This window comes from Mesorhizobium sp. M0870, assembly GCF_040319775.1.
Taxonomy (GTDB): domain Bacteria; phylum Pseudomonadota; class Alphaproteobacteria; order Rhizobiales; family Rhizobiaceae; genus Mesorhizobium.
In genome coordinates, this window is sequence record NZ_JAMYOI010000017.1 from 10001 (window position 1) to 32152 (window position 22152).

The following is a 22152-nucleotide window of genomic DNA, read 5'->3' on the forward strand; positions in this document are numbered from 1 at the left end:
CACCGACTATTTCGATGAGGACGGCTCGAGCGCCGAGCAGTTCCTGTTGCGCAATCCCCTGCCCGCCGGGAAATTCCGCTCCGGTTTCGGCGCCCGCAGGCATCCCATCCTCGGCTATGTCCGCATGCACACCGGCGTCGACTGGTCCGCGCCGATCGGCACGCCGATCATCGCCGCCGGCAACGGCACGGTCGAGAAGGTCGGCTGGGCCGGCGGTTACGGCAAGCAGATCATCATCCGCCATGCCAATGGCTATGAGACATCATACAATCACCAGAGCGCTTTTGCCAAAGGCATCGAACCGGGCGTGCACGTCCGCCAGGGCCAGACCATCGGCTTCCTCGGCCAGACCGGCCTCGCCACCGGCCCGCATCTTCACTACGAACTGATCGTCAACGGCACCAAGGTTGATCCGATGCGTGTCCGCCTGCCGGTCGGCAAGGTGCTGAAGGGCGATGACCTCGTTGCCTTCAAGCGCGAGCGCGAGCGCATCGACGAACTGCTGAAGCAGGAAGACAGCGATTCGCTGAAGGTTGCGAGCGCCAAGATCGACGGTTGACCCGCTTCAGCCTTGCTGATCTTCGGCCTGTCGCGGCCATGGCAATCGCTCACCGGGAATGGTCGTCCAGGCGATGACAGCCGCAAACAGGCAAAGCAGCGCGGTCACCGAAGAGACCGCGGCAAAAGCGGCGTCGCTGGCGGCGAGCCTCGCCGCATCGATGGCCGGCGCAAGCCCGGCTGGCGCCGGTTCACCAAATCCTGGGATGCCCGGCGTTGCGCTCGCGTCCAGCGCATTCGCGTAAACCCATGCGGCAAGCGAGCCCATCGCCGCCACCGCGATCAAACCGCCGATGCGTGAGACGGCATTGTTGATGCCGGAGGCCGCCCCCGTGTCCTTGTTTTCCACCGCCGTCATGATCGCGGTCGACAAAGGCGATACGACCAGAGCCATGCCGAGCCCCATCAGCCCCATCAGCGGGAATGTTCCGGTCCAGAAATTATGGATACCGGCGTAGGTGAGCAAGGCCAACCCGGCAAACGCAAAAGCCACGACCAGGCTGCCGCAGGCGATCGGAAAACGCGGTCCGATCCGGTCCGACAGCTTGCCGACAGGTCCCGACAAAAGCGCGATCGCTGCTGACAAGGGCAGGAAGATGAAGCCGACCTCGGCCGTGCTCAGTCCCCAGCCGGCGATCAGCAGCATCGGCAGATAGAAAAGGTTGGCCGATAGCGCGAAATAGAGGAAGAACGTCGCCACATTGGCACCGGCGAAAGCACCGACACGAAACAGGCTGAGGTCGATCATCGGCTCACGCTGCCGAAGCTCGAAGACGATGAAGGCAGCCAGCAATACGACGCCTGCGGCAATGCTCGGCCCTGCCATGAGGCCCTCGCCGCTCGCGCTCATCGAGGTCAGCCCATAGGCAAGCGCGCCGAAGGCCAATGTCGCGAGCGCTGCACCGCCGAGATCCAGGCTGCGTTTCTCCGTCGGCGTATCGGCTGGAACCTTGGCCAGCAGCAGCCAGATCGAAATAAGCCCGAGCGGCAGGTTGATGGCGAAGATCGCCCGCCAGATGCCGTCGCCGAAGGCCGACAGCACGAAGCCGCCGAGCACCGGGCCAAGTGCCGTGGTCAGCGCCGAAGCCGCCGCCCAGATGCCGATAGCGCGGCCGCGTTCTTTCTTCGGGTAGGCCTTGGCGATGATGGCGAGGCTGCCGGGCACCATGATCGCTGCGCCAATGCCCTGGACGGCACGAAATGCGATCAGCACAATGGCATTCGGCGCCAGCGCACAGGCAAGCGAAGCGACGATGAACAGCGCAATGCCGGCCACGAAGGCGCGGCGTAGGCCGAATCGGTCGCCAGCGGCACCCCCGGCCAGGATCAGCGCCGAGAGCGTCAACGCATAGGCATTGGAAATCCACTGCGCCTCGGCAAGGCTGGCGCCAAGGTTGACGCGGATCGCCGGCGTGGCGATGGCCAGGATCGAGCCGTCTATGAAGCCAAGCGCCGAGGCCAGGATTGCCGCGATCAGCACAAATCGCCGCTGCGACTGCGGACAGAACGTCCCATTCATGACCGGGCTGGTCAGCGGGACGGCGGCAGCTTTACTCGGTGAATGCATGAAACCTTGCTTAAACCCCTAGCGCACCAGCAACAACCGGCCAGTGGCTTGCAGTCGCTGAAAACAGCCGTTTGGCCAGGGTTGCACCATGTCAGGGTGCAAATGGCACAGTCATGCCAGCCCCGTTACGTGCAGCCGGCGGGGATTTCGATAAGGCGACCACTTGAAAGCTCGGTTTCATCCCGATCGTGCAGCTGGTCTATGCCGCCGCACTTCACAGCTCACTGCTGCGCAAGGCTATCGGCTGAAGGTCCGCCCACAAACTCCACCGTGACACCCGGCGAAACCAGCTTGGCCAACTCCCGCGCATCCCAGTTGGTCAGGCGTACGCAGCCATGGCTTTCGGTCTTGCCTATCTTCGACGGATCCGGCGTGCCGTGGATGCCATAGGTCGGCTTGTCCAGGGCGATCCAGACCGAGCCGACGGGACCGTTCGGGCCCGGCGGAATGGTCAGGACCTTGTCGTTTTGGCCCTGCTTGAAATTGATGCTGGGGTTGTAGGTGTAGTTCGGATCGAGCGCGACGCGCGACACCGTGTGTATGCCGGACGGTGACGGCGTGTCCGATGAGCCGATGGTTGCGGGATAGGCCGCGACCAGTCTGCCGCCGGCATCATAGGCGAAAACCTCTTTCTTGTCCTTGTCCGCGACGATGCGGGCCACCGGCGTCGAAACCAGTTTTCCGAAATTGGCGACCTTGATGGTCGTGCCGGGACGATTGAAATCGACGTCCGGGTTGAGCGCTTTGAGATAATTCTCGTCCATGTGGAAGCGCTCCGCGAGCGCCTCGGTCACCGACGTGTAACCCATGCGGTCGAGTTGCGCCTTCTGGCTGTAGTCTTCCGGGATCGACGCGACATAGGGACCGGCCGCATCCTCCGCTGTGATCGTGTAGTTGGCGAAGGCATCGCCGCCGGATTGCGCAAGTGCCGCCTGGATGGCGACCGCGTCGGTCGATCGCAGATTGGCGCCGGTGATCTGGTTGTAGGCAGCGAGCGCCTTGTCGACATTCGAACCGAAACGCCCGTCGATGACGCCAGGCGAAGCGCCACCCCGGTCGAGCAGCACCTGAAGGGCGGCGACATCCTGGCGCGCTCCCAGCGAAAGTGCCGGGGCAACAGTGGTCTTGTCGCCAGCCTTTGGTGGCAGAGCCGCCTGATCGGCGGGTATCGCCGGCTGGGCAGGGTCTATCGAGGCCTCGTTCAGCGGCTGGCGCTTGATGGTGCCCGGCTTCGCCGGCTGCGGCGCGTCGGGATAATTGTCGTCGTAGCTGCCATCGTCCTGCGGTGGGGGAGGATAGGCTTCGACGGAATTGTCCCCATAGGGTTCGTACTCGTCCGCCGGCGGCGGGATAACGCGGCCTTCCTCTTCCAACTGCTGGCGGCGGAACCGCGCCATGTCTTCCGGATCGTCGAGATAGTAGCGGTCGTCGCCGTCGGGGGCGCGGCCCAATTCGCGCAGTCGTGTCTCACGGCGCAGGGCACGACGGTCGAGCCGGGTCTGCGGCGGCTGGATGGCGATGACCTTGCCGGTATCGGCATCGACGATGACGCGGTTGCCTCTAGCGTCGTAGTAGATGTCGAGATTGCCGTCCTGGGCGATAAGGATGCCCCCGGTATCGGCGGCACGGACAATCGGTGGTGCGCTGTCCTGCGTTGGGGCAGCGATTGCATTGGCAGACAAAAGCCCGCCGGCAAGTACCGAAAGGGTGAAGATCGTACGCAGCATAGTGGCGAAACTCTCCGGTCCGTAATTGCCGCCGCCCGGCATTGTTCTCTGGCGAAGCCCCTCGCCAGCAAACCAGTTACCCACCATATGGTTCCAACATGAACCGGGCATGAAGATGGCGGTTTTCCGGCGCCTCGAGGAATATAGACTAGCTTGCGGCAAGTCCTAATTCCTTGCGCGCCTGCCTGGCCAGTTTCAGGGCTACAAGGCGATGGCTCTCGCGCAAATAGTCCTTCAGCGCGGCATCATCCATGCTCTGGCTTGTCCGACGCTGGATCCATGTCATGCCGCGCGAGGCAAGATAGGGCGCGGGCCGCAGGCCCGGCTGCTCCTTGAGCACGTCATAGGCGATATCGGAGCATTTGAAGGTGACGAAGAGCTGCTGGCCCTGGTCCCAGCCGCCGATCGCGTAGACCTTGGCCCCGATTTTCCAGACATGGGCGCCGCCCCACTGGACGACATGGCTCGTCGCGGGCAGCGAGGCGCAGAAGCTGTTGTAATCGTCCAGTGTCATCCGCGCCCGCTTTTTTGCGCATGTCGCCCAAAAGTGGCCCCGATTTTGGGAGAACGACATGCATATGACAAAGACCTCAAAAGCCGCGCGTCCGGGATGGACGCGCGGCTTGGATCAGGCTGCCACTTCCGCCGCCACAATCGTCGGTTTCGAGCGGAAGTTCAGCCGGTCGGAACCGGCTGTCACCTTGACGGTCGAGCCGTCGAGGATGTCGCCGAGCAGGATCTTCTCCGCCAGCGGGTCCTGCAATTCCTTCTGCATCACTCGCTTCAGCGGTCGCGCGCCATAGGCAGGGTCGTAGCCCTTGGCCGCCAGCCAATTGATCGCCTCCTGGTCCAGCGAAAGTGTGATCTTGCGATCGACAAGCAGGCTCTCCAGCCGCTTGAGCTGGATCTCGACGATGCGGCCCATATCCTGCCGGCGCAGCCGGTGGAACAGGATCACCTCGTCGACGCGGTTGAGGAACTCCGGCCGGAACGACGCCCTGACGACACCCATCACCTCGTCGCGAACCAGATCGACGTCCTGATCCTCGCCGAGATTGACGAGAGATTCGGCGCCGAGGTTCGACGTCATGATGATCAGCGTGTTGCGGAAGTCGACCGTGCGGCCCTGGCCATCGGTCAGGCGGCCATCGTCGAGCACCTGCAACAGCACGTTGAACACATCGGGATGCGCCTTCTCGATCTCGTCGAACAGCACGACCTGATAAGGCCGGCGCCGCACCGCTTCGGTCAGCGCGCCGCCTTCCTCATAGCCGACATAGCCGGGAGGTGCGCCGATCAGCCGGGCGACCGAGTGCTTTTCCATGAACTCCGACATGTCGATGCGCACCATCGCGCTGTCGTCGTCGAACAGGAAGCTCGCCAGCGCCTTGGTCAACTCGGTCTTGCCGACACCCGTCGGCCCGAGGAACATGAACGAGCCGATCGGCCGGTTCGGATCCTGCAAGCCCGCGCGGGCGCGCCGCACAGCCTTCGAGACAGCTTGCACCGCCTCGCCCTGGCCGACGACGCGCTTGCCGATCTCGTCCTCCATGCGCAGCAGCTTGTCGCGCTCGCCCTGCAGCATCTTGTCGACCGGAATGCCGGTCCAGCGCGAGACGATATGGGCGACGTGGTCGGGGGTGACCACCTCTTCGACCATGCCGACCTTGCCGTCCTGGGCCTCGGCCTCCTTCAGCTTCTTTTCCAGCTCCGGGATCTTGCCATAGGCAAGCTCGCCGGCGCGCTGGAATTCACCCTTGCGCTGGGCAATGGCAAGGTCGTTGCGCGCCTCGTCGAGCTGCTTCTTCAGATCGGCGGCCAGCCCGAGCTTCTGCTTCTCCGCCTGCCATTTGGCGGTGATCTCGGTCGATTCCTCCTCAAGGCCGACGAGTTCCTTTTCCAGGCGGGCAAGCCGATCCTTCGAGGCGCCGTCCGTCTCGACCTTCAGCGCCTCGCGTTCGATCTTGAGCTGCATGATGCGGCGATCGATCTCGTCCAGCGCCTCGGGCTTGGAATCGACCTGCATGCGCAGCCGCGATGCGGCTTCGTCGACCAGGTCGATCGCCTTGTCCGGCAGGAAGCGGTCGGCGATGTAGCGGTTGGACAGCGTCGCCGCCGCCACCAGCGCCGAATCCGAAATACGCACCTTATGGTGCTGCTCGTACTTCTCCTTCAGGCCGCGCAGGATCGAGACGGTGTCTTCCACCGTCGGCTCGTCGACGAACACCGGCTGGAAGCGGCGGGCAAGCGCTGCATCCTTCTCGACATGCTTGCGATACTCATCGAGCGTAGTGGCGCCGACGCAGTGCAACTCGCCCCGCGCCAAAGCCGGCTTCAACAGGTTCGACGCATCCATGGCGCCATCCGCCTTGCCGGCGCCGACCAGCGTGTGCATCTCGTCGATGAACAGGATGATGTTGCCGTTGGCCGAGGTGACTTCGGAGAGCACTGCCTTCAGCCGCTCCTCGAACTCGCCGCGATATTTGGCGCCGGCAATCAGCGCGCCCATGTCGAGCGCCATCAGCTGCTTGTCCTTCAGCGATTCCGGTACGTCGCCATTGACGATGCGCAGCGCCAGGCCCTCGGCGATCGCCGTCTTGCCGACGCCGGGTTCGCCGATCAGCACGGGATTGTTCTTGGTGCGGCGCGACAGCACCTGGATGGTGCGGCGGATCTCGTCGTCACGGCCGATCACGGGGTCCAGCTTGCCGGCACGGGCATCCGCGGTCAGGTCGCGCGCGTATTTCTTCAGCGCGTCGTAGCCCTGTTCGGCACTCGCCGAATCGGCGGTGCGGCCCTTGCGGACATCGTTGATGACCTGATTGAGCGCCTGCGCGGTGACGCCGGCCTTGGCCAGTATGTCGGCGGTCTTGGCCGATTTCTCCATGGCGAGCGCCTGCAAGAGCCGCTCCACCGTGACAAAGCTGTCGCCGGCTTTCTTGGCCAGTTCCTCGGCGGTCGAAAACACTTTTGCCAGCGGCTGCGCCAGATAGAGCTGGCCATTGCCGCCCTCGACCTTGGGCATCGCTTCGAGCGCCGCCTCGACGCCAAGCTTGACGTCGCGGACGTTGCCGCCGGCGCGTTCGATCAGCGACGCGGCCAGGCCCTCATCGTCGTCGACGAGCACTTTCAGGATATGTTCAGGAGTGAATTGCTGATGGTTGCGGGAAAGCGCCATAGTCTGCGCGGACTGGATAAAGCCGCGCACGCGCTCTGAGTATTTCTCGAGGTTCATATCTGTCTCCTTCCATCACCGGCCCGCTTTGCGGCACCGGATCCGATTGCGGTGACGGACCCGCCCATTCGAGCCGGGCCCAGTTGAGGCTGATATGGTGCACAAGTTCCGAACCCTCAAGACGTCTCGATATCGGCAACTTCATAATATTGCACGGCCGCCCAAACGAAAACGGCGGAGATTTCTCCCCGCCGTTCCATGTCTTGAGGTGCCGTTTGATCAGTTGTCGATATCGACATTGACCGGCTGGGCATTGCCGCTTTCGACCGGGGCCGCCTCGGCACTTTCGCCACCGCCATCAACCTGATCGGCGTTGACGCGCGGGCGGCGCGGACGACGCGGACGACGGGCAGCCCCGCTTTCGGCGGCCGCCTCGTTGAGTTCGGCCTGGGCGGCAAGACCTGCCGGGGAAAGATTCTCGAACGACGGAGCCGGTTCGGCCGGCGCTACAGATTCGGTCGGCGAAACGGCTTCGCCCTGAACCGGGGTCTCGTTGCCCTGGGGCTGACCACCTTGTTCCACGGGTGAACCAAAGTCGCGCTGGCCGTTCTGGCCATAACCGCCATTGGGGCGACGATCGCGATGGCGCCCGCCATTGTTGTCGCGGCCACCATTGTTACGCCCGCCATTGTTATCGCGGGCCTCGCGGCCACCTTCCCGGTTGAGCGCAACCTCGGCAGGCGTCCCTTCGATGACCGGCTGCGGGCCGGCGCCATGGTTGATCACCGGGACCTGGACGTCGGAAACAGTGTTGCTGTTGTTGTTGCCGCCATTGTCGAAATCGTCGCGATCCTCGTCGCCGTCATCGTCGAAATCATCGCGATTCTGCTGCGCGTTCTGGATCGGCATCTGCGCCTGTGCGGCCGCGATGATGCGATTGTAGTGCTCGGCGTGCTGGAGATAGTTCTCCGCCATGACCCGGTCGCCGGAGCTGTGAGAATCGCGGGCAAGGGTGGCGTATTTTTCGGCGATCTGCTGAGCCGAACCGCGGATCTTCACATCCGGGCCATTGCTCTCGTAGTTGCGCGTCAGGGGATTAGGCCCCTTGCGGTTGTTGTTGTTATTGTTGTTGTTATTGTTACCACCGCCGCCGCCACTATTGTTGCGACCGCGCATGCGCCTGTTCTGCTGTTGTGGCCTCATCAAACTCTCTTCATTTTGAAATTTTCGAAAAACTCTTCACGAACGGAGGCGCTCATGCAGCCAGCCGTTTCGTCTCTTCACCGGCGTTCGCCCGCATCGATTGCGTTGGCGCCACGTGCCATCCTGTTCCGGTTACATCACTTGCCGGACGATTCCCGCACGAAGCTTGGGCATCGTTTGCGCAAGAAGGCAGCTATTTCCAAGGAAAACCGAATCGCTAAGAGCACTGCCTGCTTCGTCTCATCCGGTTAAGGCGACCCTAGCCGCATTCCCCGGCATTGCCAAGCGCTTTTTTGCACTGCGTCAAGGCTTTATCCTTTCAAAGACAACAACCCTGTCGTTTCCACCGAGGTCACGAAAAGCACCGCCCGGCCCATAGCCGGCTGCAGCGAATATCTCGCAGACCTCGTTGCGTTGCGTTTGGCCGATCTCGACCGCAATCCTGCCTTCAGTTTCCAAAAACCTTGCCGCTTCCGCAGCGATGGTTCTGTAGGGGTTCAGACCGTCCGCGCCGCCATCCAGGGCCAGGCGCGGGTCGAAATTGCGGACTTCGTCCTGCAGATTTCCAATGTCTTCCGTGGTTATATAGGGAGGGTTTGCGACAATTACATGGTACCGGCCGGAAACTTTTTCGAACCAGTCCGACTGCAGCGTCGTGAACCGGCCTGCAAGACCCAGTTGCCCGGCATTGCGCGCCGCCGTCACCAGCGCACCCGCGGACAGGTCGACGCCCGTGGCGTTAGCCGTCGGCACGACACTGAGCAGCGCCAGCGCAATGGCGCCGGTGCCGGTGCCAAGATCGAGGATGCGGCACCCGCCTTCCCGCGCCGCAACTGCCTTGACGAAGGGCAATATCGCCTCGACCAGCGTTTCGGTATCCGGCCGCGGCTCCAGCGTTTCCGGCGACAGCGACAGGCGCAAACCGTAGAATTCACGATAGCCGAGGATGCGATGCACCGGTTCGCCGCTAGCGCGACGTCTCAAGGCGGCATCGATTTCGGCAACAACGCCGGCGCCGAGCCTGCGTTCGGGGTCCGCAATGGCTTGCGTGCGCGTCGTGCCCGAAAAATGCTCGACGATCAGCCGCGCATCGAGCGCCGGGTCGTCGACGGTAGCGCCGAGCCGAGCCCGCGCTTCCCGCAGCAGCGGCCCGAGTGCATCGGGCAGGTCAGTCATCGATGCCGATGTCGGCGAGCAATTTCGACTGGTGATCGGCGATCAGCGCGTTGATGATCTCATCGAGTTCGCCCATCATTACCCGGTCGAGCTTGTACAGCGTCAAATTGATGCGGTGGTCGGTGACGCGGCCTTGCGGGAAATTATAGGTGCGGATGCGTTCCGAGCGGTCACCGGAACCGACCTGCGACTTGCGCGATTCGGAACGCTCCTCGTCAGCCTTGCCGCGCTCCAGATCATAGAGCCGGGCCCGCAGGATCTGCATGGCCTTGGCGCGGTTCTGATGCTGCGATTTCTCCGCCTGCACGACCATGATGCCGGTCGGCAGATGGGTGATGCGGACGGCCGAATCGGTGGTGTTGACGTGCTGGCCGCCCGAACCCGAGGCGCGCATCGTGTCGATGCGGATGTCTTCGGCCCTGATGTCGATGTCGACCTCTTCGGCTTCTGGCAGCACCGCGACGGTTGCCGCCGAGGTGTGGATGCGCCCGCTCGCCTCGGTTGCCGGCACGCGCTGCACGCGGTGCACGCCGGATTCGAACTTCAGGTGCGCAAAGACGCCCTTGCCGGACACGGTGGCGATGATTTCCTTGTAGCCGCCGGCGTCACCATCGCTGGCCGAGGCCGTCTCGAAACGCCAGCCGCGTTCGGCGGCGTAGCGCTCATACATGCGAAACAGGTCACCGGCGAATAGCGCGGCCTCGTCACCGCCGGTGCCGGCGCGGATTTCGAGAATGGCGTTCTTGTCGTCGGCGGCATCCTTGGGCAACAGCAGGATCTGGATGTCCTTCTGCAGCGCCTCGATACGGTCCTCGACCTCCGGCAGCTCGGCCTCGGCGAGCGCCCGCATCTCGGCATCGGTGCCCTTGTCGGCAAGCATGGCTTCGAGGTCGGCCTGCTCATGCTCGGCTAGGCGCAGCGCCCTGACCTTGGCCACCATGTCCTGGATTTCCGCATATTCAGACGCCATCCGCACATAGGCATCCGGCGCCGGGCCGGCCGACATCTGCGCTTCGAGCATCTCGAAACGCTTGACGACTTGATCCATACGATCGCGGGGCAAATTGACCATGATGAAGCTGCTATAACGGGATCGAACGGTCGTCGGCAAAGGCCTGCAGCAGCGCCCGCATCGGCAAGCCCTGTGCCGGAGCCATCAGATTGTCGTCGAAAAACGCCTTCAACTCGTCCAGCGGCAGTTCCGTCAGCATCGCCTTGACCGGACCGATCGAGGCCGGCGACATCGAGATCGAACGGAAGCCGAGACCGATCAGCGCCATCGCCGAGATCGGCTTGCCTGCGAGTTCGCCGCACAGCGTCACCGGCGTATGGTTGCGGACGCCGGCATCGGCGATCTGCTTGAGCACGCGCAGGAACGGCGCCGACAGCGTGTCGAAGCGGTTGGCCAGTTGCGTGTTGCCGCGGTCAACGGCCATGACGAACTGGAACAGGTCGTTCGAACCGACCGAGACGAAATCGACCGCCTTCATCAATTCATCAAGCTGGAACAATAGCGACGGCACTTCCAACATCGCCCCCAGCTTCAGGCTGGTCGGCAAATGATGGGCAAAGCGCGACAAATGCCGCACCTCGCGGTCGATGATCTCGCGTGCCTGGGCGATCTCGCCCAGCTCGGTCACCATCGGCAGCATCAGCTTCAATTCGCGGCCGCCGCTGGCCTTGAGCAAAGCGCGGATCTGGGTGCGCAACAACCCTGGCCGGTCGAGCGTCAGGCGGATCGCCCGCCAGCCAAGCGCCGGGTTCTCTTCCTGGATCGCGCCCTTGAAATAGGGCAGCACCTTGTCGCCGCCAATATCGATGGTGCGGAAGGTGACCGGCTTGCCGCGCGCCGCCTCGAGCACGTCGCGGTAGAGCTTTTCCTGGGCTTCGGCCCGGGGAAATGTCGAGGCGACCATGAACTGAAGTTCGGTGCGGAACAGGCCGATGCCGGCCGCACCCGCTTCGGCAAGCTGCGGCAGGTCGACGGCAAGACCGGCATTCATCAGCAAATCGACCTGGACACCATCTCTGGTCGTCGACGGCTTCTTGCGCAGCTCGCGGTAGACCTCTTGCCGGCGCGCCCTGAAACGCACCTTTTCGGCGTAGGCGGCCTCGAGATCTGGCTGCGGCCGCAAATGGATCACGCCCTCTTCGCCGTCGACGATGATGGCATCGCCGTTTTCCGCCATGGAAACGGCGCCCTTCATTTGGCCGGCGACGGGGATGCCCATGGCACGCGCGACGATGACGACGTGACTGGTCGCGGCACCATCCTCGAGCACCAGCCCGCGCATCTTGTCGCGGGGATAATCGAGCAGCTCGGCGGCCCCCATCGAACGGGCAACGATGATGGCATCCTTCGGCAGCGATGCGGCGACATCTTCCGGCCCGCGCCCCATCAGCTGGCGCAGCAGGCGGTTGGCGAGGTCGTCGAAATCGCTCATCCGCTCGCGCAGATAGGGATCGGTCATGTGCAGCATGCGGGCGCGCATGTCGCTCTGCACCTTTTCCACCGCCGCTTCGGCCGTCAGGCCGTTGCGGATGGCCTCTTCCAGCCGCCGCACCCAGCCGCGATCGTTGGCGAACATGCGATAGGCTTCCAGCACCTGGCGATGCTCGCCTTCGAAGGCGACGTCGCGGCGTTCCAGCATGTCGTCGATGGACAGCCTGAGCGAGCTGAGTGAGGTCTCGAGCCGGCGGACCTCTTCCTCGCTGTCTTCGTTGAAAAGATTGGTGACGACGATGCGCGGCTCGTGCAGCACGACATGGCCGAGCCCGACGCCTTCATTGAAGGACAGGCCGGTGAAGCTGACAGGACGGCGCAGATCGAGTTCGAGGCCGGGCCGGGTCAGCCGCGCCAGATCGCCGGTGGCGATCATCTCGGCGATCACCATCGCGGTGGTTTCCAGCGCCTCGACCTCGTCGTCGCGGTAGTGGCGCATGGTCTTGTTTTGCACCACCAGCACGCCCAGCGTGCGCCCTGCCCGCAGCACCGGCACGCCGAGGAACGAGTTGTAGATCTCTTCCCCGGTCTCCGGCAGATAGGCGAAGGCAGGGTGTTCCTGCGCATTGGACAGGTTGAGCGGCCGCGCGCTGGCTGCGATCGTGCCGACCAGACCTTGGCCCAGCCGCAACTGCGCCAAATGGACGGCGTTCGGGTTCAGACCTTCGGTGGCGTAGAGTTCGAGCACCGAATCGGCGCGCAGCACATAGAGCGAGCAGACTTCCGCGACCATGTTGGAGGCGATGTCGCGCACAATCCGGTCAAGCCGCTCCTGCGGCTCCAGCGGCTCCTGCATGAGCTCGCGGAGCCGTTTGAGCAAAACGCGCGGGCCACTGGCCTGATCACGCATCGCGGCTTGTTCTCCAATGGGCATTCTGCCCGCCGCAGTTTCCACCGCGACCGGCGCACACGCAACAACTCAAATCGTTCTCGCTACTGCTTATCCAGACCGTAGACGGAATGCAAAGTACGAACCGCAAGTTCCGTATATGGACCGTCGATCAGGATCGAAATCTTGATCTCGGAGGTCGTGATGGCGCGGATGTTGATCGATTTGTCGGCCAGCGCCTTGAAAGCGGTGGCGGCGACGCCGGCATGGCTCCTCATGCCGATGCCGATGACCGAAACCTTCGACATGCCGGCTTCCGACTGCACGACATCGTAGCCGATCGAGGCCTTGAGGCGTTCAAGCACGGCCAGCGCCTTGTCGACATCGCCCGACGGCACGGTGAAGGTCATGTCGGTGAACTTGCCGTCCTCGGAAATGTTCTGGACGATCATGTCGACATTGATGTTGGCCTCGGCCAGCGGCCCGAAGATGCCGGCGGCAACGCCCGGCCGGTCGCCGACCCGGCGCAGCGAAATCTGCGCTTCGTCCTTGGCGTAGGCAATTCCGGTGACGACCTGCTGTTCCACGATCTCTTCCTCGTCGCAAATGAGCGTTCCGGGCGGATTGAGCAAATCCCCCATTCCGGGCGCGTCGGGATCGTCGAAGGACGACCGCACGAAGGTACGCACCCTGTGCACCATGGCAAGCTCGACCGAACGCACCTGCAGAACCTTGGCGCCGAGCGAAGCCATTTCAAGCATTTCCTCGAACGAGATCTTGGCCAGCCGCCGCGCCTTGGGCTCGATGCGCGGATCGGTGGTGTAGACCCCGTCGACATCGGTGTAGATGTCGCAGCGATCGGCCTTGACCGCCGCGGCGATGGCGACAGCACTAGTGTCGGAGCCGCCGCGGCCGAGCGTGGCGATGCGATTGTCCGGGCCGATGCCTTGGAAACCGGCGATCACCGCCACCTGGCCCTCGCCGAAGCGCTTGATCAGGAACGCGCCGTCGATGTCGAGGATGCGCGCCGCGCCATGCGCATTGTCGGTCTTGATCGGGATCTGCCAGCCCTGCCAGGAACGTGCATGCACGCCCATATTCTGCAAGGTGATGGCCAGAAGGCCGGCCGTGACCTGTTCGCCGGAAGCGACGACCGCGTCATATTCGCGTGCATCGTGCATCGGCGAGGCCTCACGCGTCCAGCCGACCAGTTCATTGGTTTTTCCAGCCATCGCCGAAACGACCACCGCCACCTCGTGGCCGGCGTCGACCTCGCGTTTGACGTGACGCGCCACGTTGCGGATGCGGGCGATGTCGGCGACCGAGGTTCCGCCGAATTTCATCACGATGCGCGCCATGGGAGCGAAATGCCTTTGCCTGAAGCCGGACCCGGCCAAAAGCCGGAATCCCGAAAAGCGGAAGGCCGGCTGACGCCGGCCGCTGAATGCGCGGCCTCCTTAGCCAAATGATGAAGGTTTCGCAAGGCTGGCGGCCGATTGCCGGTTCCAGAAGCCGGCATATTGCCTTCCGCCCCGCCGCCGCCTACGAAATGCTGCCTGCGGGGAATTCTTTTGGTTCGGCATAACAGATGATGATTGCTCGTCTTCGACGCGCCATGCGATGGCAATCGCTCCCGCTTGTCGCCGGCTTTGCCGTGCTGGCGCTGATTGTCGGCAGCCGTGCCATGCTGGTCGAGGAACAGCGGGCCAACCGCGCCGCCGCGCGCGAGGCAATCGAATATCAGCAATTGCTTTCGGGACTGCTTTCGCTGGCGCAAGATGCAGAGAGCGGCCAACGCGGCTATCTGCTGACCGGCGAGGAATCCTATCTCGATCCCTATCAGCGCGCTGTCGGCGCCATTCCGGGGCAACTTGCCCGCATCGACAGCTTGACTGCCCCTGACGACCAGCTCGTCCAGCAGATCAGCCATATGAAGGACGCGCTTTCGCAAAAGCAGGCTGAACTGGCCGAGACGATTGCCCTGTACAACCAGGGCAATGCGACGAATGCGCTGGATCTGGTTCGCAGCGGCCAGGGCAAGGCCGTCATGGAGGAAATCCGGACCAGCATGGATACGGTCCGACGCATCAGCGCCGCAGCCGTCGCCGCGCGCGATGCGCATACCGACCAGGTCGAGGCCTGGTTACGCATCGGTTCGGTGGCGGCGCTGCTGGCGATCTTCCTGCTTGCCGGCTACGCGATCAGGGAATCGCGCCGCCGCTTCCGTGAGGTTGCCGTTGCCCAGGATGAGTTGGTGCGCAAGAACGTCGCCCTCGGCAAGGAGATCGAGACACGCGAAAAGGCCGAATCCCAGATCCGCCAGATGCACAAGATGGAGGCTGTCGGCCAGCTTACAGGCGGCATCGCCCACGACTTCAACAACATGCTGGCGGTGATCATCAGCGCCATGAACCTCGCCCAGCGCAAGCTGGCGCGCGGCGAGCACGACATCGCACAATTCGTCGATGCGGCGATCGATGCCGCGACCCGTGCCGCCAATCTGACGGCCCGGCTGCTCGCCTTCTCGCGCCAGCAGCCGCTGGCGCCGCAGATCGTCGACGCCAACCGTCTGCTGACCGGCATGTCCGACCTGATCCGTCGGGCACTCGGCGAAACCATCCGCATCGAAACGGTGCTGGCGGGAGGCTTGTGGAAAACCCATGCCGACCCGAGCCAGATCGAGAACGCCGTTCTCAACCTGGCCGTCAACGCGCGCGACGCCATGGGCGATGATGGCAAGCTGACCATCGAGACCGCCAACAGCCATCTCGATGAGAGCTACGCCGCCGCCCATGCCGAAGTCGCGGCCGGCCAGTATGTGATGATCGCCGTCAGCGACACCGGTTCGGGCATGACCCCCGATGTCATCGCCAAGGCCTTTGAACCCTTCTTCACCACCAAGCCGGTCAATAAGGGCACCGGCCTGGGATTGAGCCAGGTGTTCGGCTTCGTCAAACAGTCGGGCGGCCACGTCAATATCTATTCCGAACCCGGCGAAGGCACGACGATCAAGATCTACTTGCCGCGGTATTTCGGCGCCGATGAGCCGGCCGTGCCCACCGGGCGAGGCGACAACCCCGCCGCACCGGTCACCGAAACGATCTTGTCGTCGAGGATGATGCCCGCGTGAGGGTCTCCACCACCGAGGCCATACGCGAACTCGGATACACCGTCATTCATGCCGCGAGCGGCGAGGAAGCGTTGCAGAAACTGGCGGAGCGCCCGAACGTCGGCCTTCTGTTCACCGACATCGTCATGCCCGTCATGAACGGCCGCAAGCTGGCGGAAGAGGCCGTTGCCCGCATGCCGCAGCTGAAGGTGATCTTCACCACCGGCTTCACCAGGAACGCGGTGGTCCACAACGGCGTGCTCGACCACGACGTGCATTTCCTCGCCAAGCCCTTCACCATCGAGCAACTGGCGGCGAAACTGCGTGACGTGCTCGGCACGACGCAGGGCGCAGCGGATTGATTACAATCGCTTCAGTCTGACGCAGCCGCGCTTCTCCACAGGCCAGGATAGTCGACAACGAAGCCGTGCGGCGAGATGTTGAGGGTCTCATCATAGCCGAACACCGGCGCGGCATAGGCGTAGCGAACCGTGTCGAGACGCCGATAGGTCTGATCGAGGCGCACCAGGCTCAGTTCAGGGAAAGTCAGGTAGGCGGCCGGAGCAGGCGTCGCCTCGCCGATGCCGAGGTCATACCGGCGGATCGCCAGCAGGTTCGATGCCGGTGTGAAGCCAAGATCGACATCGACAAGGCCGTCGACGCCCTGCTGGACTTCGCCATTCAGCGTCCACTGGCCGTCCGAATCGCGTTCGATCGCATAATGCAGCTTGCGGGTGCCGAGAAAGCCGTCGATCCGCGCTGAACGCGTGCGCCAGCCGACATCGCAGATCACCTCATAGCCAAGGCAGCACGGCTTGCCGTCCTGGATGAAGATGGCCTGTCCCTCGAGACTGTGCCCGACATTGGTCTGTGACAACAGGCAGGCGTCGTGACCCTCCACGTCGAGGCGGTGCCAAAGGATCGAAGCCGTTTCCTGTTTCATCATGGTTTCCTCCAATTCAAATCCTGTCTCCTTTTCGCCCGGCGGATCAATTGTGTTTCGATGCAGGCGCGTGACAGGTGACATGCCCTGACAGAGCCTGTTGCCTGGCAGGCCGAGGAAAATGCTGCCTTGACATTCGCGGCCTCACGCCCGACTTCCTAGCGCATGACCCCGAAATCGAAGTCGATTTCGGAAAGGATCATACGCAGAATTTAAAGTGCTACAGCGTCCTTTGCGCGTCCAAGAGGACGCGCGGCGCTGTAGTGTCGAGGAGACCAACCGATGCCAGAGCCCCGACGATCGACGATCGATGCCGGAGAAGTGGAACGCTTTTCCGCCCTTGCCGCCGAATGGTGGAACCCGAACGGCAAATTCCGTCCCCTGCACAAATTCAATCCGGTCCGGCTGGCCTATATCCGCGACCAGATAGCGACGCGCTTCGGCCGTGACCCGCGCGCTGCAAGGCCTTTCGAGGGCCTGCGCATCCTCGACATCGGCTGCGGCGGCGGACTTCTGTGCGAGCCGATGGCGCGGCTTGGCGCCGAGGTTGTGGGCGCAGATGCCTCCGAAACCAACATCGAAGTGGCCAAGCTGCACGCCGCCGAGGGCAATGTCAGCGTCGACTATCGCGCCACGACGGCCGAGGACCTTGCCGACGCCGGCGAGAAATTCGACGTCATCCTCAACATGGAAGTGGTCGAGCATGTCGCCGACATCGACCTGTTCGTCGCCAAATGCGGCGAGATGGTGCGGCCCGGCGGCATCATGTTCGTGGCCACCATCAACCGCACGCTGAAGGCGCTGGGCTTAGCCATCATCGGGGCCGAATATGTGCTGCGCTGGCTGCCGCGCGGCACCCACCAGTTCGGCAAGCTGGTGCGCCCGGAAGAGCTCGAAAAGGCGCTTGGCGGCGCCGGCCTGACCATCATCGACCGCACCGGCGTCACCTACAACCCGCTGGCCGACCGCTGGGCGCGGTCGAAGGACATGGACGTCAACTACATGGTCCTGGCGGAAAAAGGCTCGGTCTGAAGGCTGATCTGGAGATTTGTCGGACCGTGGACAGTGTGAGAGCCCGACAATTGGCGCTTGAGCTTCCCGAAGCGGCCGAGAAATCGCATTTCGGCAAGGCCGACTTCCGGGTACGCAATCGCATCTTCATGTCGCTGCCCGAAAACGATCGCGCCGTCATAAAGCTCGACATCGGCCAGCAAGAGATGACGACTGCAGCCGAACCGCTGGTTTTCAAGCCAGTGCCTGGTGGATGGGGACGAAAGGGCTGGACGTCGATCATTCTTGACGCATGCGATGAAAGACATTTCGCAGCGCAATACGGATGTCATGGCGAAATGTTGCCCCGCCGGCTCTCAGGAAAATCTTTGACGCGAGCCAGGCCTAACGGATCGGCAAGGCGGCTCCGGCTGCAGGAACTCGACCCTTCTGGCTTTGTGCCCTGGTGGTGATGAACACGCCGGCAGTGATGATGAGCGCGCCTGCCCAGGTCAGCAACTGATAGTGCTCGCCGAGGAAGATGGTTCCGGCAAACAGGCCGACGGCGGCCGCCACATAACCGATCTGGCTGAGATAGACCGGACCGCCAACCGCCTGCAGCCTGAAGAAGAAGGCAAACATCGCCGACGCCGACGCGACCTGCGCGACCACCACCAGCGGCACGCCGCCGAGTGGCACGAAAGCCTCGCCGCCGAACAGGAGAAGAATGCCGGCAAGCAGCATCGCCGCTGACGCCAGATGGCTGCCGACGGCAAGCTCGATCGGGCCGGTGCCGTCCGGCCAGTCGACCGTGCGGTAGATGTTGCCGACGGCAAGGCTGACCGGAATGAGCAACCCCATCGCCACCCAGAACAAATCGGCCGGCTGGCCGGCCTCGCCGCGCGTCACCGCCACCATGACAGCGCCGACGAAGCCGACGGCGATGCCGACAATGCCCAGCATGTTGGGGCGCCGGACACGCAACAGGATCGAGAACACCAGTGTGATGACAGGCGACAGGGTGAACATGATGCCGGTGTAGCCGGCGCCCAGATGCGGGATGGCCGAGAACATCAGGAGGTTGGGGACAGCATAGGACACCGCGGCGGTGACGAAGAAATAGCGCAGTTTGTGCGCGGTGAGCCGGACCCGCTTGCCGCGAGCCAAGAGCACGCACAGCAAGACCCCGCCGGCGCCGAGCGAGATGACGAAGGCCCAGACCATGGCCGGCACGCCGGCAGCCGTGGCGAGCTTGCCGAAGGGCAGCGTCAGGCCGAGCAGGCCGCCGGTGACGACCAGCAGGCCGAGCGCCGAATCCCAGAGAAGTTTCATTGACCGAATCCTGTAGCGCGGCGGCTCTTGGCCGGCATTGCATGTTACGATAAGATAATGGCAAGATTCTTAACGTCAAGATAAATAATGGTGAGACAGTTGGACAGGGCAGCAAGAGCGATCGAGCAATGGAAGCGGGAGCGGCCCGATCTGGATGTCTCGCCGATGGCCGTGCTCGGACGGCTGAACGAGGCCTCCTCGCTGATCGCCCGCGAGCGCCTGGCGCCGTTGTTTGCCCGCTATGGATTGCAGTCGGGCGAGTTCGACGTGCTGGCGACGCTGCGCCGCGCTGGCTCACCCTATGCGCTGACGCCGACCGCTCTCTATGAAGCGACGATGGTCACATCGGGCGCCATGACCAACCGGCTCGACCGGCTCGAAACGTCCGGATTGATCCTGCGTGGGCCTCATCCCAACGATAGACGCGGCATTGTCGTGAGGCTGACCGAAAAGGGCTTGGCGCTGGTCGACGAGGCCGTTACCGCCCACGTGGCCAACGAGCACGCGGTTCTCTCGGGCTTGACGCAGGCGGAACGCGAAACGCTCTCTCGGCTGCTTGAGAAATTGATCGGTAGCGTCAGCTAGCCGGTCAGTTGCGATCGTCCGGGAATACCGGGATAGGCATGAACTCGACGCCATCCTCGGCCAGGCTCTTGGCCTCGTCCAGCGTCGCCTCGCCATAGATGCCGCGCGGGTCGCTCTCGCCGAAATGGATCTTTCGCGCTTCCTCGGCGAACTTGTCGCCGACATAGTCGGCATTCTCGCGCACCTTCTCGGCCATCGCCTTCAGCTGCGCCAGAGCCTGCTTCTGCGCCTCGCCCATGGCGAGCGCTATGGTTTCCTGCTTGCGCGCCGTGGAGACAGCCGGCGCCATCAGCGCTTTCTGCACCTTGTGCGAACCGCAGGTGGGGCAATCGACAAAGCCGCGCTTCTTCTGGGTGTCGAAATCGTCGTTGCTGCGGAACCAGCCTTCGAATTCGTGCTCGTGCTCACAGATCAGGGCAAAACGGATCAAGAGGCTGCACCCCTGAGCCGCGGCGCCTCGCCCAAGCCAGCATTGACGGCGAAATCCCGCGCATTCCTGAGATTGGGGATCTTCTTGCGCGCGGCAAGCGACTGCGCCGGGTCGATCTCGGCGATGATCACCGCCGGCTCGTCATGCGCGGCTTCCGCGATGATACGGCCCCACGGATCGACGATCAGCGAATGACCGTAGGTCTCGCGGCCATCCTCATGCAAGCCGCCCTGCGCGGCGGCGACGACATAGGCGCCATTCTCGATGGCGCGGGCCCTGAGCAGCACATGCCAGTGCGCCTCACCCGTCTGCCGGGTGAAGGCGGCAGGTACGGAAAGCAGGTCGGCGCCGGCCAGTGCCTCGGCGCGGAAGAGTTGCGGAAAGCGCAGATCGTAGCAAACGGCGAAGCCGAGCTTTGCACCCTCGATCTCGGTGACGACGGCCTCGGTGCCCGGCTCATAGGCGGCGGATTCGCGCCAGCTCTCGCCATTGTCGAGATCGACGTCGAACATGTGGATCTTGTCGTATGTCGCGAGCGTGGCGCCGTCCGGCCCGAACAGCAGCGCCCGGTTGGCGAGCTTGCCGTCGGCGCGTAAAATGGCTGTCGAGCCGATATGCAGGAAGACGCCGAGTTCCTTGGCCAGCTTGCGCGCGGTCGAAACGACGATATCCTTGTCCTCGGAGGTGAAGGAGGCGGCGCGAGCTTCCTTGTCGCGGATCAGCGCGCCGGTCATTTCCGGCGTCTGGATGTAGGCGGCACCTTGGCCAGCTGCTTCACGCACCAGCCGTTCGAGATCGACGGCGTTGCGCTCGGGGCTCTCGCCTGAACGCATCTGGATCGCAGCGGCTTTGAAAACACCCATCGTCATTCCCTTAATTCGTCGCGCCGTCAGCGAGCAGTTTGTCGAGCCGGCCTTCGGCCTCCAGCTCGTGGAGATCGTCACAGCCACCGACATGCGTATCGCCGATAAAAATCTGCGGAAAGGTCGAGCGGCCATGCGCCCGGGAGATCATCTCCTGGCGCAGTTCCGGCGAGAAGGAGGCATCGTGCTCGGTAAAGGCTATGCCCTTGCGCTCGAGCAGCCGCTTGGCTGCCGTGCAATAGCCGCACATCATGCGGGTGTAGATCGTGACATCGACCATGACGAATTTCCGCTGTTCGTTGCCGACTTATATAGTCGCGGACTCGTCCGCCCGGAAGTCCCCCGGCAACACACGGGCAAAGGTCAGCACGTCGACGGCGGCCGCACCTCCCCTTTTCAGCGCCTTGGTGGCGGAGCGCACCGTGGCGCCGGTGGTGTAGACATCGTCGATCAAAAGCACCCTGCGGCCGGCGATCTCGATTTCCGCCTCGGCGGGTACCCGAAAGGCGGCCCGCACATTTTCCTCGCGTTCCCCGCGCTCCAGCCCGACCTGCTGGCGGGTGAGTTTCACGCGCCGCACCGCCGAGGGGGCGAAGGGCAATTCACTGAGCGTCGAGACGGCCCTCGCCAGTTCCGCAGATTGGTTGAAGCGCCGCCTGAAAAAGCGCCGCCAGTGCAGCGGCACCGGCACCACCACATCCGCGTCGGCGATGAGATCGGCACCGGCGCGAACCATCCAGCGCGCCATCCATGGTGCCAGATCGGTGCGATCCTGGTATTTCAGCCCCTGCACCATCTGTCGGGCAACGCCGGAATAGGCGACCGCCGCCCGCGCCCGCTCGAAAGGCGGCGGATCGGCAATCGCCTCGGCCGACAGAAAGCCTTCGCCCATATGGTGGGTGAACGGCGTGCCCATGACCGGGCACCATGGCCGCTCCAGCAGCCTGAGCTTCGGCCAGCAGGCGCCGCACAGCACGCCTGGCTGCGAGACATGCCGGCGGCAACCGGCGCAGACCGGCGGAAACAGCATCCGCGCCGGCCAGCCGACAACCGACCGGGCCAGGTTCGTTATTCCGATGGACTTGATCTTGGGCATCGGATCGGCCAGGTGGTTGCTCCTGCACGCCACTATATCAACGATCTCGGAGCGTGGACAAACAAA

At 63.6% G+C, this 22152-nt stretch carries 20 protein-coding genes and 1 pseudogene (1 of these 21 running past the window's edge); 6 read left to right on the top strand and 15 right to left on the bottom strand.

Going from position 1 to position 22152, the window contains the following annotated elements:
* Positions 1-559, top strand: the 3' portion of a protein-coding gene (locus tag NKH97_RS20470) for a M23 family metallopeptidase (RefSeq protein WP_164892966.1). 1409 nt of this gene lie to the left of the window's left edge; the window shows 559 of its 1968 coding nt (coding positions 1410-1968); its start codon lies beyond the left edge, outside the window; the stop codon is at positions 557-559.
* 6 nt (positions 560-565) lie between these two features.
* Here the strand turns inward: NKH97_RS20470 and NKH97_RS20475 are convergent, their stop codons facing one another.
* The 9 genes from NKH97_RS20475 to NKH97_RS20515 form a co-directional block, all read right to left on the bottom strand.
* Positions 566-2125 (bottom strand): MFS transporter, encoded by a 1560-nt coding sequence (locus NKH97_RS20475; protein WP_352774856.1) that lies wholly within the window; start codon positions 2123-2125, stop codon positions 566-568.
* 221 nt (positions 2126-2346) lie between these two features.
* The gene (locus NKH97_RS20480) at positions 2347-3852 is read right to left on the bottom strand and encodes a L,D-transpeptidase family protein (RefSeq protein WP_352798716.1); all 1506 of its coding nucleotides are present in this window, start codon (positions 3850-3852) and stop codon (positions 2347-2349) included.
* Positions 3853-4000: 148 nt separating this feature from the next.
* A complete protein-coding gene (locus tag NKH97_RS20485; RefSeq protein WP_352798640.1) occupies positions 4001-4366 on the bottom strand; it encodes an MmcQ/YjbR family DNA-binding protein in 366 nt (121 codons plus the stop codon).
* A gap of 114 nt (positions 4367-4480) precedes the next feature.
* Positions 4481-7087, bottom strand: coding sequence for an ATP-dependent chaperone ClpB (gene clpB, locus NKH97_RS20490; RefSeq protein WP_352798642.1), 2607 nt, complete (start codon positions 7085-7087; stop codon positions 4481-4483).
* Between the two features lie 219 nt (positions 7088-7306).
* Entirely contained in the window at positions 7307-8230 is a 924-nt protein-coding gene (locus NKH97_RS20495) for a DUF4167 domain-containing protein (RefSeq protein WP_352798644.1), read from the bottom strand.
* 303 nt (positions 8231-8533) lie between these two features.
* A complete protein-coding gene (prmC, locus tag NKH97_RS20500) occupies positions 8534-9406 on the bottom strand; it encodes a peptide chain release factor N(5)-glutamine methyltransferase (RefSeq protein WP_352798646.1) in 873 nt (290 codons plus the stop codon).
* Complete coding sequence (prfA, locus tag NKH97_RS20505) at positions 9399-10478, bottom strand: peptide chain release factor 1 (protein ID WP_352613274.1); 1080 nt, start codon at positions 10476-10478, stop codon at positions 9399-9401. Before prfA ends, prmC begins: the two co-directional genes overlap by 8 nt.
* A 10-nt stretch (positions 10479-10488) precedes the next feature.
* Positions 10489-12759, bottom strand: coding sequence for a phosphoenolpyruvate--protein phosphotransferase (gene ptsP / locus NKH97_RS20510; protein ID WP_013529460.1), 2271 nt, complete (start codon positions 12757-12759; stop codon positions 10489-10491).
* 83 nt (positions 12760-12842) lie between these two features.
* Complete coding sequence (locus NKH97_RS20515) at positions 12843-14096, bottom strand: aspartate kinase (RefSeq protein WP_013529459.1); 1254 nt, start codon at positions 14094-14096, stop codon at positions 12843-12845.
* Between the two features lie 257 nt (positions 14097-14353).
* Here NKH97_RS20515 and NKH97_RS20520 point away from each other — a divergent pair, with 257 nt between their 5' ends.
* Together NKH97_RS20520 and NKH97_RS20525 are read left to right on the top strand one after the other, a co-directional pair.
* Positions 14354-15868 carry a CHASE3 domain-containing protein gene (locus NKH97_RS20520; RefSeq protein WP_352798649.1) on the top strand — a complete coding sequence of 505 codons (1515 nt, stop codon included), beginning with the start codon at positions 14354-14356 and terminating at the stop codon, positions 15866-15868.
* On the top strand, positions 15865-16209 hold the full coding sequence (locus tag NKH97_RS20525; protein ID WP_352798651.1) for a response regulator: 345 nt from the start codon (positions 15865-15867) through the stop codon (positions 16207-16209). Before NKH97_RS20520 ends, NKH97_RS20525 begins: the two co-directional genes overlap by 4 nt.
* Before the next feature lie 11 nt (positions 16210-16220).
* Here NKH97_RS20525 and NKH97_RS20530 read toward each other — a convergent pair whose 3' ends face one another.
* Positions 16221-16793 carry a putative glycolipid-binding domain-containing protein gene (locus NKH97_RS20530; protein ID WP_348629846.1) on the bottom strand — a complete coding sequence of 191 codons (573 nt, stop codon included), beginning with the start codon at positions 16791-16793 and terminating at the stop codon, positions 16221-16223.
* A gap of 279 nt (positions 16794-17072) precedes the next feature.
* Between NKH97_RS20530 and ubiG the strand changes: the two genes are divergently transcribed.
* Together ubiG and NKH97_RS20540 are read left to right on the top strand one after the other, a co-directional pair.
* Positions 17073-17822 (top strand): bifunctional 2-polyprenyl-6-hydroxyphenol methylase/3-demethylubiquinol 3-O-methyltransferase UbiG, encoded by a 750-nt coding sequence (gene ubiG / locus NKH97_RS20535; protein WP_023811162.1) that lies wholly within the window; start codon positions 17073-17075, stop codon positions 17820-17822.
* Between the two features lie 26 nt (positions 17823-17848).
* Positions 17849-18189, top strand: a pseudogene (locus tag NKH97_RS20540) (MmcQ/YjbR family DNA-binding protein).
* Here the strand turns inward: NKH97_RS20540 and NKH97_RS20545 are convergent.
* Positions 18186-19112, bottom strand: coding sequence for a DMT family transporter (locus tag NKH97_RS20545; protein WP_023811160.1), 927 nt, complete (start codon positions 19110-19112; stop codon positions 18186-18188). The pseudogene NKH97_RS20540 and the gene NKH97_RS20545 sit on opposite strands and share 4 nt — an antisense overlap.
* Before the next feature lie 99 nt (positions 19113-19211).
* On the opposite strand from NKH97_RS20545, the gene NKH97_RS20550 reads away from it, so the two are divergent.
* Entirely contained in the window at positions 19212-19697 is a 486-nt protein-coding gene (locus tag NKH97_RS20550; RefSeq protein WP_023811159.1) for a MarR family winged helix-turn-helix transcriptional regulator, read from the top strand.
* Positions 19698-19701: 4 nt separating this feature from the next.
* Here NKH97_RS20550 and NKH97_RS20555 read toward each other — a convergent pair whose 3' ends face one another.
* From NKH97_RS20555 to NKH97_RS20570, 4 genes are read right to left on the bottom strand one after another with little or no spacing between them, the layout of a single operon-like run.
* Positions 19702-20127, bottom strand: a complete 426-nt coding sequence (locus tag NKH97_RS20555) for a DUF1178 family protein (protein WP_023811158.1) — start codon at positions 20125-20127, stop codon at positions 19702-19704.
* Positions 20124-20990, bottom strand: a complete 867-nt coding sequence (locus NKH97_RS20560; protein ID WP_023811157.1) for a carbon-nitrogen hydrolase family protein — start codon at positions 20988-20990, stop codon at positions 20124-20126. Before NKH97_RS20560 ends, NKH97_RS20555 begins: the two co-directional genes overlap by 4 nt.
* 10 nt (positions 20991-21000) lie before the next feature.
* Positions 21001-21270 (bottom strand): glutaredoxin 3, encoded by a 270-nt coding sequence (gene grxC, locus NKH97_RS20565; protein ID WP_023811156.1) that lies wholly within the window; start codon positions 21268-21270, stop codon positions 21001-21003.
* A gap of 27 nt (positions 21271-21297) precedes the next feature.
* The gene (locus NKH97_RS20570; RefSeq protein WP_023811155.1) at positions 21298-22098 is read right to left on the bottom strand and encodes a ComF family protein; all 801 of its coding nucleotides are present in this window, start codon (positions 22096-22098) and stop codon (positions 21298-21300) included.
* Positions 22099-22152: the final 54 nt, after the last annotated feature.